Genomic DNA, 12375 nt, shown 5'->3' with positions numbered 1-12375 from the left:
CGGGCGCGGCCGGGACGGGCGCGGCCGGGACGGGCGCGAGGACGATCGCGAGGCAAACGGCCGGTGCACCTGGTCGACGCGATCTGGCCACGCTGCCCAAGGCGCACCTGCACCTGCACTTCACCGGCTCGCTGCGGCTGGGCACGCTGATCGAGCTGGCGCGGGCACACGATCTGCACCTGCCGGACGCGCTCGTCGAGCACTGGCCGCCGCGGCTGGCCAGCGTGCGCGACGAACGCGGATGGTTCCGCTTTCAGCGGCTCTATGACGCCGCCCGCGCGTGTGTGCGTTCGGAGGCCGACATGCGGCGCCTGGTGCGGGAGGCCGCACTCGACGATGCGGTCGAGGGGTCCCGATGGCTGGAGATCCAGGTGGACCCCACGTCCTACGCCCCCTTCGTCGGAGGCCTGACGCCGGCCCTGGAGAGCGTGCTTGACGAGGCGGCCGCGGTCTCGCGGGCGGGTGGGGCGCCCGTCGGCGTGATGGTCGCGGCATCACGGATCCGGCACCCGCTCGATGCGCGGACGCTGGCCCGGTTGGCGGCGCGGTATGCCGGCGACGGGCCCGGGGCCGTCGTCGGTTTCGGGCTGAGCAATGACGAGCGGCGCGGCGACACCAGGGAGTTCGGCGTGGCCTTCGACATCGCGCGCAAGGCGGGCCTGGCGCTCATGCCGCACGCCGGTGAATTGCTCGGGCCGGCGGCGGTCGAGGAGACGCTGGATGCGCTGGGTCCGGACCGCCTCGGGCACGGCGTGCGCTCGGTGGAGGATCCGCGCCTGGTGGACCGGCTGGCCGGCGAGGGCGTGGCCCTTGAGGTCTGCCCGGGGTCGAATGTCGCGCTCGGCGTGTTCGACGAGATCGACGAGGTGCCCTTGCGGACGCTGGTCGACGCGGGCGTCCGGGTAGCGTTGGGCGCCGACGACCCGCTGCTCTTCGGTTCGCGGCTGGTCGATCAGTACGTCTTCGCGCGCGATCGCCTCGGCTTCGGCGATGCCCAGCTGGCCGACCTGGCCCGCGACTCCCTGCTTGCCTCCCGCGCCCCCGCCGAGATCCGGAACGCAGCAATGGCCGATATCGACGCCTGGCTCGCCGCCCCTCCCGCCTAGTGCAGCGGTGGCCGGTTCAGCCCCGTCGAAAGGCCGGTTCAGCCACGTCGAAGGGCCGGTTCAGCCTCGTCGAAGGGCCGGGACGGGGTTGTCGAGCGGCCGTACCGACCTCTCGCAACCCCGAACCGGCCTCTCGACGGTCAGAGGTCGTGGCCGACGAAGACCGGTTCGTTGACGAGGGCCACGCCGAAGGCATCCTGAACGCCGTCGCGGACGGTGCGTGCCAGCGCGAGAATGTCGGCTACCGACGCCGCGCCCCGGTTGGTGACGGCGAGGGTGTGCTTGGTCGACAGGGCCGCCAAACCGGACAGCCCAGCCTCGCGGGCGCCGCCGAAGCCCTTGCCGAAGCCGGCGCGCTCGATCAGCCACGCGGCGCTGGTCTTGATCCCGTCGCCGCCGGGATAGCGCGGTGGCTCCACGTCGGCTCCGAGCCGCTCGTGCACCCGGGCCACGAGCCGTTCGAACGCTCGTGCCCCGAGGATCGGGTTGGTGAAGAAAGATCCGCAGCTCCACGTGTCGTGGTCCTCGGCATCGAGCACCATCCCGCGGCGCCGGCGCTGGGCGAGCACCGCCTCGCGGGCGTCGGCGAGCGGCACCCGGGTGCCCAGGGGCACGTCGAGACCCGCGGCCAGGTCGGCATACGCAATCGGGGCGGACAGGTCGGCGAGGGTGAGTTGGAAGGCGACGTCGAGCACGACATACCGACTGCTTGCCTTGAACAGACTGTGCCGGTAGGTGAAGGCGCAGTCGGCGGCAGCGAAGGTGCGCACGGTCTGCGTCTCTCGATCCCAGGTGCGGACCTGGGCGATCGTCTGGGCGACCTCCTGCCCGTAGGCCCCGACGTTCTGCACCGGGGTCGCGCCGGTGCTGCCCGGTATGCCGGAGAGCGCCTCTATCCCCGACCAGCCCTCGGCGACAGCCAGGGCGACGACATCGTCCCAGGGCTCGCCGGCGGCGACCCGCACAAACGCCCCGCCACAGGCGTCCTGCGACTCCCGGGTCACACCGCTGGTCGCGACGCGCACGACGGTGCCGGGGAAGCCGGCGTCGGCGATCACCAGGTTGGAGCCGCCGCCCATGACCAGCAGCGGCTCGCCGGCGTCGTCGACCTCGCGGACCACGTCGACCAACTCATCAATGGTCGCGACAGTGACCAGCCGGGCGGCGGGTCCACCGACCCGCATGGTCGTATGCGGCGCGAGGGCCGCGTCGAACTCCTCGCGCACAGCGTCAGTCGAGTTGGACGGTCGCCAGGCAGCGGCCGAGCACCTTGGCGCCCGAGGCCGTCGTTGTCAGCTCAACCGTGGCTTGCTTCGTGGCCGCGTCGAGGGACTTCACCACGCCCGACACCTCGAGCGCGGCGCCCTCGCGGGGCACGACGACCATCGAGGTGAATCGGGTGCCATAGCGCAGCACTCGTCCGGCGTCACCGGCCCAGTCGGCGGCGACGGTGCCGGTGGCGCCCATCGTCCACATGCCGTGGGCGATGACATCGGGCAGGCCGACGCTCGTGGCGAAGTCCTCGTCCTGGTGGATGGGGTTCTGATCGAGGGAGGCCGCGGCATACGCCAAGAGGGTCTCGCGGGTCACCGGGACGGTGACGGGGCCGAGCACGTCGCCGACGGCGACCTCGGAGAACTGACGGGCCATGACCTACTCCCCTCCCCGCACGACGATCGTCGAGGTCGTCGTGGTCACCGGCTGCTCGCCGGCGGTGATCTCGGTGCGGACGCTGATCATCGCGTGCCCACCCGCCGAGCGGATGCTGTCGACGGTCGTCTGCGCCGTGATCTCGTCGCCGGCCGTGATCGGCCGGTGGTGGACGAAGCTCTGCTCACCGTGCACAACCCGCGAATAGTCGATGCCCGCCTCCGGATCCTGGACGTATGCCCGCGAAGCCAGTTGGTCGAAGCGCACCGCCATCGTGGGGGGCGCGATGACATCGCGATAGCCCGCGGCGCGGGCCGCGGCGGCATCGGTGTGGACGGGGTCGGTCGCACCCACCGCGGCAGCGAAGGCCGCGATCATCGCGGCATCCACGGCATACGGGCCGACTGGGGCGAAGGTGCGCCCGACGAAGCTCTCGTTGACCGGCATACCGGCCACCCTATCGACGGCCGAGACGCCGACGCGCCCCGGACCAGCGGTGGGTCCAGGGCGCGTCGAGTCGACGCGTGACGAGGCGTCAGCGGGTCTCGCGGTGCGGGGTGTGCTTGCGGCAACGCGGGCAGAACTTGGCAAGCTCGAGCCGGTCGGGGCTGTTGCGGCGGTTCTTCTCCGTGATGTAGTTGCGCTCCTTGCACTCCGTGCACGCCAAGGTGATCTTGGGGCGGATTTCGGTGGACTTCTTGGCCACGGGGCAACCTACTTCTGAATGGACGGTGGATCGGACCTCGGGCGCGCACGGGCGGACCGCACGCGGCTGGGACAACGACTTAACAGGATACCGAGCGCTCGTGTTCCCACGAAATCGCCAGTGGTAGCGGGAGCGGGGCTCGATCCCGCGACCTCACGATTATGAGTCGTGCGCTCTAACCAGCTGAGCTACCCCGCCGTGGGCCCGCGCGCCGCGAAGCGGCGAACCTGAGCCCCCTGTCGGAATCGAACCGACGACCTTTTCCTTACCATGGAAACGCTCTGCCGACTGAGCTAAGGAGGCCTGCCCTCCGCGTGGAAGGGCGCTCGGAGAGATTACACGGTGGGGGCGCTGCGGGTGAAATTGCGATCGCTCCAGCCTACATATGCCGCGCCGAGACACGCCCAGGGCCGCGTCGGGGGCTATGGCCAGCCAAGTCGGCGCCAGGGCGGGGGGTCGTTGCGTCACCGGGGAAGCCCCTGCGGGCGTGGGCCTGAGTGGATGGAGTCGACGACAGGGCAGGAGTGGGGTCAACCCCGCATTGCGGCCACGCTGTTGACTCGACGCGGAGATTATCCAGGTCAACCGGGGTAGGGGTTGCCATTGCGGTCGTAGCGGATGAGCAGTTGCCCGAGCGGATGTCAAGGGATCGCCGGCCCCGAGCTGTCACCCGCAAAGCAGACGTCAAACCAAGCAGGCCGCGTCGGCGACGTCGAGGGCCGTGTCGAGCGCGCGGAGGCCGTCGTCCAACTCCTCCTCGGTGATGACCAGCGGCGGGACGATGTGGAGGCGATTGCCCGCGACGAAGGGCCACATCCCGGCCGCCTTGCACGAGGCGGTGACCTCGGCCATCGACGCAAGGGGCGCCCGCGTGGCCCGGTCGCTGACCAGCTCGACGGCCCAGAAGACACCGAGGCCGCGTACCTCGCCCACGCTCGGGTGCTTCTCCATCAGACCCCGCAGGCGCGGGCCGATGACGCGCTCACCGAGGTCGCGGGCGCGCTCGATGATGCCCTCGTCCTTGAAGATCTCGATCGACGCGACAGCGGAGGCACAGGCGAGCGGGTGGCCGCTGTAGGTCAGGCCGCCGGGATACGGCTCGTCCTGGAAGGACGCGGCGATCCGATCGCTGATGATGACCCCGCCGAGCGGGACATAGCCGGAGTTGACCCCCTTGGCGAAGCAGATCAGGTCGGGGGTGACGCCCCAGTGGTCGATCGCGAACCACTCCCCCGCGCGCCCGAAGCCGGCCATCACCTCATCGGCGATCATCACGATCCCGAATTCGTCGCAGATCGCGCGCACACCGGCGAGATAGCCGTCCGGGGGCACGAGGATGCCGTTGGTGCCCACGACGGTCTCGGAGATCAGCGCGGCAATATTGTGCGGACCTTCGGCGGCGATGATGTCGCGCAGGTGCTGCAGGGCTCGTTCGCACTCCTCCTGCTCGGTCGTCGCGTGGAAGTTGGAGCGGTAGAGGTAGGGGCCGAAATAGTGGACCACCCCAGGCACCGCGGGTTCGGAGCCCCACCGGCGGGGCTCACCGGTCAGGCTGATCGCGCCGGCGGTCGCACCGTGATAACTGCGGTAGGCGGCGAGCACCTTCTGCCGGCCCGTATGCAGTCGCGCCATCCGGACCGCGTTCTCCGTCGCTTCGGCGCCGCCATTGGTGAAGAAGACCATGTTGAGATCGCCTGGGGCGAGCTCCGCGATGGCAGCGGCGGCCGCCGATCGCATGTCATTGGCCATCGCCGGCGAGACCGTGGTCATCCGGGCGGCCTGCTCCTGGATGGCGGCGACCAGCCGCGGATGCTGGTAGCCGATGTTGACATTGACAAGTTGACTCGTGAAGTCGACATAGGTCCGGCCGTCGTCCGTGGTGATCCGGGCGCCTTCGGCGGCGACCACCGGCACCGGGTCGATCTTGGCCTGCGCCGACCAGGAGTGGAAGACATGCCGACGATCTAGCCGCCGCACCTCCTCGGGCGTTAGCGTGGGCAGCAGGGACGGGTTCGCGGCGACATCGACCATGCTCGCGATGGTATGCCCGTCGCCGCCACGTGTGGACCGCCTGCGCCGCCATGCAGCGCTCGAAGATGTTGCCCTCAGCGGGGCAGGAGGGCGTTCGCGGCGGCCCACGCGGCATACGCCCGGGCACTGTCTTTGACCGTGCGCTCTTGCGTGTCGTAGTCGACGCGCACGATGCCGAAACGCTTGTCGTAGCCATAGGCCCACTCGAAGTTGTCCAGCAGCGACCAGGCGAAGTAGCCGCGGACGTCCGCGCCCCGGGCGATCGCGTCGTGCACAGCGGCGAGGTGATCGTGCAGGTACGCCGTTCGCTCCTCGTCCCGCACGCGGCCATCCGCGTCGAGGTGGTCATCAAAGGCCGCGCCGTTCTCGGTGACCAGGATCGGCAGCCCGGGCGCATCCGTCGAAACGCGCAGGAGCAGGTCGGTCAGTGCGCTCGCGTCCACAGGCCAGTCCATCGCCGTCACCGGAAATCCCGGGTCGACGAAGCTGACGCCCTGGGAGCCTGGATATGCGGCGATTTCCGGCGACTCGGGGTCCGCGGCCACCAGGCTGGGACTGTAGAAGTTGACGCCGATGCTGTCGATCTTGGCAGCGATCAGATCGAGATCGCCCGGGCGCACGAAGCCGAAGTCGGTGTGCTCGAAGACATCTCGGCGGACGTCCTCTGGATATCCCTGGCCGAGGACCGGATCGAGGAAAATGCGGTTGGCGACGCCGTCGATGCGCCGGGCGGCATCGAGATCATCCGGGCGGTCACTCGCCGCGCACACCTGATGGAGGTTGAGCGTCAACGACACCTCGGCCGTCCGGGGCAGGATCGCGCGGAGGCCGGAAACGGCGGTGCCGTGGCCGAGCAGGAGGTTGTGGGCGACGCGGAGCGCTAGCGCAGGGTCGCGCAGGCCGGGCGCATGCACGCCTGATCCGTGACCGAGGAAGGCCGAACACCACGGCTCGTTGAGCGTGGTCCAGGTTGCGACGCGGTCGCCGAGCCGCTCGGCGAGGATCGCGGCATACCAGGCGAAGAGCTTGGCCGTGGAACGCTCGCGCCAGCCGCCATCGTCCTGCAGCCACTGGGGCAGGTCCCAGTGATAGAGCGTGAGCACCGGGCGGATGCCGAGTTCGCAGATGGTGTCTACGAGCCGGTCGTAGAAGTCCAGCCCCGCCGAGTTGATCCGCCCGGGCACGGGTTCGATGCGTGGCCAGGACACCGAGAAGCGGTAGTCGGTCAGGCCGAGATCGGCGACGATGGCGAGGTCCTCCCGCCAGCGCCGGTAGTGGTCGCAGGCGACATCTCCGGTGTCGCCGTTGACGATCGCTCCGGGCTGCCGGCAAAAGGTGTCCCAGATCGACGGTGTTCGTCCGTCAGCGGCGACAGCACCCTCGATCTGATAGGCGGCTGTTGCTGTGCCCCAACGGAATCCGCTGGGAAAGGTCAGAGACTCGGTCATCCCTTCACCGCGCCGTGCATGATGCCTCCGATGATCTGACGCCCGAAGAGGACGAAGACGAGCAGGATGGGGAAGGTGCCGACGACGGCGCCGGTGAGGGTCAAGGCGTAGTCGACCTCGATGCCCGAGGAGAGCGAGGAGATCGCGACCTGAACCGTCGGGTTCTCGGCATTGAGCACGACCAGGGGCCAGAAGAAGTCGTTCCAACTGGCGACGAAGGTCAGCAGGCCGAGGACCGCGGTGGCCGGCCGGGCGATGGGGAGCACGATGGAGCGATACGTCCGGAAGGTGCTCGCGCCGTCCACGCGCGCCGCGTCGATGAGTTCCATCGGGAGTGCCTGCCGGAGGTATTGCGTCATGAAGAAGACGCCGAAGGCGGAGACCAGTCCGGGCGCGATGACCGCCTTGAGGCTGTTTGCCCAGTGGAACCACTGGGTGACCATGATGTAGAGCGGGATGACGCCCAACTGCGTGGGGATCAGCATCGTCGCCACCACGAAGGCCAACAGCGCACCGCTGCCACGGAAGCGCAGCTTGGCGAAGGCAAAGCCGGCCATGGCGGAGGTGAAGACGACGGCGAGCGTCACGACCGACGAGACGATCGTCGAATTCAGCAGGGCGAGAGCGAAGTTGCCTTCCCGGAAGGCGTCCTTGACGTGCACCCAGAGCTGATCGCCAGGAGTCAGAGGTGGCGGGTATCGGCCGATCTGCGAGGTGTCGCGGGAGGCGATGACGAGCGACCAGTAGAGCGGGAAGGCCGAGATGAGGACCAGCCCGATGAGCAGGGCATAGGTGAGCCAGGAGGCGTCACCGGCGCGGCGGCGCTTGGCCATGTCAGTCCTCTCCGGAGATCCGGCGCACGAGAAGGAGATTGACGATCACGACGATGCCTATGACGACCAGAAGGCCGAGCGCGATAGCGGACGCATAGCCATACCGGCCGTTGAACCAGAACTGTTGATAGAGATAGAGCACGACCGTCTGGAACTGCCGCCCTGAGCCGCCATTGGCGGCGCGGGTGCTGTCGAAGAGCAGTGGCTCACCGAAGAGTTGGAGCGCGCCGATTGTCGAGACGATGACGGTGAAGATGATGGTGGGTCGCAGGCTCGGCACGGTGATGTGCCAGAACTGCTGCCACTTACTCGCGCCGTCGACCTGCGCCGACTCATAGAGATCGTACGAAACCGATTGCAGCGCAGCGAGATAGATCAGCGCGTTGTATCCGGTCCAGCGCCACATGACCATCGCGGAGATCGCCAGCCAGGACGCCCACGTCGAGGCCCGCCAGTCAATCGAGTCGACGCCGACCAGCCCGAGGACGTAGTTGACCGGGCCGAAGTCGCGCGCGAAGAACTGACCGAAGATCAGCGCGACGGCGGTCACCGACGTGACATAGGGCAGTAGCACGCCCATCCGCAGGGCGAGTCGGCCTTTCAGGCGGTAGTTGAGCAGGTGGGCGATGAAGAGCGCGAGCAAAAGTTGCGGAACGGTCGAGACCAAGCCGATGCCGAAGGTGTTCTTCAGGGCATGCCAGAAGTTCTCGTCGTGCAGGAGTTTGGTGTAGTTCTCGGCACCGATGAACTTCTCTTTACTGCCCGGTTTGCGCGGATTCCACGCGGTGAGCGAGACATAGACCGTGTAGAGCAGCGGGAAGGCGCCGAAAACGGCGAAGAGGAAGAAGTAGGGCGAGATGAGGACATAGGGCATGGCCCGGGCGTCGAGCCGTCCCCGGGCGCCGGTCGTGGTCCGGCGCCCGGGGTGCCCCGCGGCGAGGTCGTTCACGGTTGTGCGACTCCTGACGCTTGGGCAGTCGCGGCCTCAGCCGGCCGCGGCTTCGATGTCCTTCAGTGCCTTTTCCCAGGCCGTGGTCGGGTCCTCGCCCTGCTCGACCTGGTTGAGCGCGGTGTTCAGCGCGACACCGATGACACCGCTCTGCGGACCGGCGGCCTGCTCGGGCAGGTTGGCGAAGGACTTGGGGAAGATGACCCCGACGGGAGCGTCACTGAAGAAGGCGTCCTTGGCGTCCTCGACCTCCGGCAGGTCCCAGGTCTTGACCGGCGAGGGGTAGTTGCCGAACTCCTTGAAGACCTTGACCGCGGTGTCCGGGGTGGTGAGGTATTTGGCGAGGTCGACGGCCTCGGCAGTGTGCTTGCCGGCCTTCGGAACGGTCAGGAAGGAGCCACCCCAGTTGCCCGACCCCCCGGGCACGGTGGCGATATCCCACTTGCCCTTGGTCTCCGGCGCGTTGTTGCGGATGTAGGCCGTCATCCACGCCGGGCAGGTGATCGTCGCGAATTGGCCCTGCTGGAAGCCGGTGTTCCATTCGGGGCTGAACTCGGCCAGGGCCGCGGACTGCTTGGCCTGGATGGACGTCACCGACAGATCCCAGGCCTGCTTGACGACCGGGTTGGTGCCGGCGATCACCTCGCCCTGGTCGTCGTAGAAGGTGTTCTTCTCCTGGGCGAGGATGCCCGTCATCACGTGACCGGCGCCGTCATACCACTTGACCTTCTTATCCGGCGTCTTGGAGATGAAGTCGCTGCCGACCTTGACGTAGTCCTCCCACGTCGGCCAGAGCTTGCCGACCTCTTCACGATCGGTAGGCAGGCCGGCGGCCTTGAAGAGATCGGCGCGATAACAGATGGCCAAACCGCCGATGTCGGTGCCGAGACCGACGAGGCTGCCGTCGGTCGCGGTGGCCTGCTTGATCTTGGCCGGCGACCATTGGGCCGGGTCGACGCCCTGGTCGTTGAAGTTGACGAACTTCTCGCCCTGGCCGAGATAGCCGGCAATCTGGCCGATCTCGATGACTTCGATGTCGGCGGTGCCGGACCCTGCCGCCAAGTGCGCCTGCAGATTGTTGTGGTGGGCCCCGTAGTCGGCCCGGTTCTCCTTGATGGTGATGTTGGGGTGCGCAGCGGTGTACGCGTCATACACGCTCTTGGGGAAGGAGTCGCCGAAGACGTTGATCGTCAACGTCATCTTCTCGGTGCTTCCGGTCGAAGCGGCGGCGCTCGTGGTGGTGCCTGCCGCTGACGTGGTCGACGTGGTGGAACTGCTTCCACCACACCCGCTCAACAGCAAACTTGCAGTGGCAATCGCGCTGGCGGCGATCGCGTGACGACGATCAAGCATGGTGGTGAGTCCTCCCTGACCCAGGTGGTTGTGAGAGCGCTCTCTGCGGTGGCAGAAACTTCTTCTTGACTATGGGAGAGCGCTCTCTCAGACTCTCACTCGTGAGCTTTGCCTTGTCAAGAGATTGCGCCGAGAAAGTCGGGATCACATTTCGGCGACGGGCCCGGGGCCGAATTCTCCGTGCCCCGGCCGGCCGCCGGACCGGTCCCCGGTATCCTGCCGCGCAGCCCGAGACCACACCCGCCGGGAGGTGGCCGCACCGACGCCGGGTGATGAAGGGCGGGGCCGCATGGTGACGCAACCGGCCGGGCGGCGCGCCGGCTCGGCGCCGACCCTGGAGACCGTGGCCCACCGCGCCGGCGTCTCGAGGGCAACCGTCTCGCGCGTGGTCAACGGCGATGACCGGGTGGCCGAGCACCTGCGTGCGGCCGTGGAGCGTGCGGTGGGCGAATTGGGATTCGTGCCCAACCGCGCGGCCCGGGCACTCGCCGGACGGACCCCCGATTCGGTGGCCCTGATCATGCGCGAGCCAGCTGCCTTCGGCGCGGTCGACCCCTATCTGTCGAGCATGGTTGTCGGGTTGAGCAATGCGCTTGTCGGGCCTGGCCTGCAGTTCGTGGTCATGATGGCGCCCAAGGATCGCGACGACGCGGCCGTCGCCAGCTATGCCCGCGCCCACGTCGACGCCGTGCTGCTCATCTCGGTCCACGATGACGATGCCCTCCCGGGGGTGCTGGCCGCAGCCGGGCTGCCGGTCGTGACCGGCGGACGGTTACGGGTCCCGGTGGTCGGGGTGTCCAGCGTCGACGTCGACAATGTCGGTGGCGCCCGGCTGGCGACCGAACACCTGATCAGCCGGGGACGCACGCGCATCGGGTGCATCGCCGGGGCGCTAGATGCCCGCAGCGGATCGGATCGCAAGGCCGGCTTCCTACTCGCGATGCAAGCGGCAGGACTCTCGGATTCCCTTGTCGTAGAAGGTGATTGGACTGCACAGTCGGGTCAGGCAGCCGCGGCGCAGTTGTTGCGGTCCGCACCCGATCTCGACGGTATCGTGGCTGGCAGCGATGTGATGGCCATGGGTGCGCTGCACGCGATACGCGCTGCCGGGCGACGGGTGCCGGAGGATTTGGCGGTCGTCGGCTTCGACGACATCGACTTGGCCTCACACACGAGCCCGCCGCTGACCACCGTGCGGCAGCCAGCCGCCCATCAGGCCCAACGGATGATCGATGTACTCCTCGCGCGACTTGACGGCGGAGTCGAGGACACCGAAATCGAGTTGCCGGTCGAATTGGTGATCCGCGAATCATCCTGACAGGCAGGAGGTTTGGGTGAACTGCGGACTCGGGTGCAGGGAGTGGCCGCCCTCACGCGAGGAGCGCAGCGGGGGTGAGGGTCACGGCATACGGGTGGGTGGCGGTCCACGACTGATCGCCCACGACGTGAGCCACTTGCTCGTAGCGACCATCGACCAGGTCGTATGCCGTCAGGCTCGGCTCGTCCGGGTCGACCAGCCAAAAGCTCGGACACCCGGCACGTTCGAAGCGCGGCAACTTCATGTTGCGGTCCACCAACCGCGTGCTGGGAGAAAGGATCTCGATCGCCAGCAGCGGCGGACCGGACACGCCCCTCTCGCCGATACGGTCGCGATGCACGACGAGCACATCGGGTTGAAGCACAGAACGGTCGTCCAGGTGGACATCAGTAGGCGCGTGCAGGACCTTGAGGTCTGCCGGGGCAGCCAGGATCAGGGCCTGCAGAAGAGAGCTAGATACCCATTGGTGGCGACCACTTGGGGCGGGCGTCATGACCAGCGCTCCGTCCACGAGTTCGTGGCGCGCGCCGTCGTCCGGCAGCCCGTCGCGCTCATCGAGCGTCCACTCGTGCTGATCGAAGACGATCGTCATGCTCTCCATGGTGCCCCCTCCCCGCCATGACGGCCAGCGTTGCCCGGACGTGGCACCCTGGCAGCCGCTCTTATCAGCCGCTGTGGACAAGTCCGAGTCCTGGACGCGAATGCCTCCGCGCCTGACCGGATTGTCAGGGCGAGTCAGTGAGGGGTCAGCATCCGCCGCCGCTGCTCATCGACATGAGCACGGTGCTGGCTCCCTCGCCGACCCTCCGTCCGCGGCCCCGCGCCGATCGCCGCCGCACGGGCCTCAAGGCATCTCGATTCGGGCGTGATCGCCGCCATCCTGTTCGCCGGTTACGCCGCCGTCTCCTTGCGCCGCCATCACCTGTTGCTGACGTCCGGCTACGACCTCGGCATCTTCGAGCAGTCGGTGCGGTCCTGGGC

Annotated in this window: 13 protein-coding genes and 2 tRNA genes; 3 read left to right on the top strand and 12 right to left on the bottom strand. The window is 68.1% G+C overall.

The window, feature by feature from the left end:
- Positions 1 to 44 precede the first annotated feature (44 nt).
- Entirely contained in the window at positions 45 to 1106 is a 1062-nt protein-coding gene (locus PKH97_RS07610) for an adenosine deaminase (protein ID WP_324386805.1), read from the top strand.
- A gap of 140 nt (positions 1107 to 1246) precedes the next feature.
- Here the strand turns inward: PKH97_RS07610 and PKH97_RS07605 are convergent, their stop codons facing one another.
- The 11 genes from PKH97_RS07605 to PKH97_RS07555 form a co-directional block, all read right to left on the bottom strand.
- Complete coding sequence (locus PKH97_RS07605; protein WP_324386804.1) at positions 1247 to 2332, bottom strand: UDP-N-acetylmuramate dehydrogenase; 1086 nt, start codon at positions 2330 to 2332, stop codon at positions 1247 to 1249.
- 4 nt (positions 2333 to 2336) lie between these two features.
- Positions 2337 to 2756, bottom strand: a complete 420-nt coding sequence (locus PKH97_RS07600) for a MaoC/PaaZ C-terminal domain-containing protein (RefSeq protein WP_324386803.1) — start codon at positions 2754 to 2756, stop codon at positions 2337 to 2339.
- A 3-nt stretch (positions 2757 to 2759) separates the two neighbouring features.
- Positions 2760 to 3203, bottom strand: a complete 444-nt coding sequence (locus tag PKH97_RS07595; protein WP_324386802.1) for a MaoC family dehydratase N-terminal domain-containing protein — start codon at positions 3201 to 3203, stop codon at positions 2760 to 2762.
- An 88-nt stretch (positions 3204 to 3291) separates the two neighbouring features.
- Positions 3292 to 3462, bottom strand: a complete 171-nt coding sequence (gene rpmG, locus PKH97_RS07590; protein WP_324386801.1) for a 50S ribosomal protein L33 — start codon at positions 3460 to 3462, stop codon at positions 3292 to 3294.
- A 121-nt stretch (positions 3463 to 3583) separates the two neighbouring features.
- A tRNA-Met gene (locus tag PKH97_RS07585) sits at positions 3584 to 3660 on the bottom strand.
- 32 nt (positions 3661 to 3692) lie between these two features.
- Positions 3693 to 3765, bottom strand: a tRNA-Thr gene (locus PKH97_RS07580).
- A gap of 381 nt (positions 3766 to 4146) precedes the next feature.
- Positions 4147 to 5493, bottom strand: coding sequence for an aspartate aminotransferase family protein (locus tag PKH97_RS07575; protein WP_324386800.1), 1347 nt, complete (start codon positions 5491 to 5493; stop codon positions 4147 to 4149).
- A gap of 74 nt (positions 5494 to 5567) precedes the next feature.
- Entirely contained in the window at positions 5568 to 6941 is a 1374-nt protein-coding gene (locus PKH97_RS07570) for a GH1 family beta-glucosidase (RefSeq protein ID WP_324386799.1), read from the bottom strand.
- Positions 6938 to 7774 (bottom strand): carbohydrate ABC transporter permease, encoded by an 837-nt coding sequence (locus PKH97_RS07565; protein WP_324386798.1) that lies wholly within the window; start codon positions 7772 to 7774, stop codon positions 6938 to 6940. Before PKH97_RS07565 ends, PKH97_RS07570 begins: the two co-directional genes overlap by 4 nt.
- Before the next feature lies 1 nt (position 7775).
- The gene (locus PKH97_RS07560) at positions 7776 to 8723 is read right to left on the bottom strand and encodes a sugar ABC transporter permease (RefSeq protein WP_324386797.1); all 948 of its coding nucleotides are present in this window, start codon (positions 8721 to 8723) and stop codon (positions 7776 to 7778) included.
- A gap of 36 nt (positions 8724 to 8759) precedes the next feature.
- A complete protein-coding gene (locus tag PKH97_RS07555; RefSeq protein ID WP_324386796.1) occupies positions 8760 to 9923 on the bottom strand; it encodes an extracellular solute-binding protein in 1164 nt (387 codons plus the stop codon).
- On the opposite strand from PKH97_RS07555, the gene PKH97_RS07550 reads away from it, so the two are divergent.
- Positions 9907 to 10062 (top strand): hypothetical protein, encoded by a 156-nt coding sequence (locus tag PKH97_RS07550; protein ID WP_324386795.1) that lies wholly within the window; start codon positions 9907 to 9909, stop codon positions 10060 to 10062. The genes PKH97_RS07555 and PKH97_RS07550 overlap by 17 nt on opposite strands.
- Before the next feature lie 303 nt (positions 10063 to 10365).
- Entirely contained in the window at positions 10366 to 11394 is a 1029-nt protein-coding gene (locus PKH97_RS07545; RefSeq protein ID WP_324386794.1) for a LacI family DNA-binding transcriptional regulator, read from the top strand.
- A 52-nt stretch (positions 11395 to 11446) separates the two neighbouring features.
- Here PKH97_RS07545 and PKH97_RS07540 read toward each other — a convergent pair whose 3' ends face one another.
- Complete coding sequence (locus PKH97_RS07540; RefSeq protein ID WP_324386793.1) at positions 11447 to 11986, bottom strand: Uma2 family endonuclease; 540 nt, start codon at positions 11984 to 11986, stop codon at positions 11447 to 11449.
- Positions 11987 to 12375 lie beyond the last annotated feature (389 nt).

Origin of the sequence: Nostocoides sp. (assembly GCF_035343835.1) — a bacterium.
GTDB lineage: Bacteria > Actinomycetota > Actinomycetes > Actinomycetales > Dermatophilaceae > Nostocoides_A > Nostocoides_A vanveenii.
Note: the sequence above shows the minus strand (reverse complement) of the source record. Positions and strands in the feature narration are given on the sequence as shown.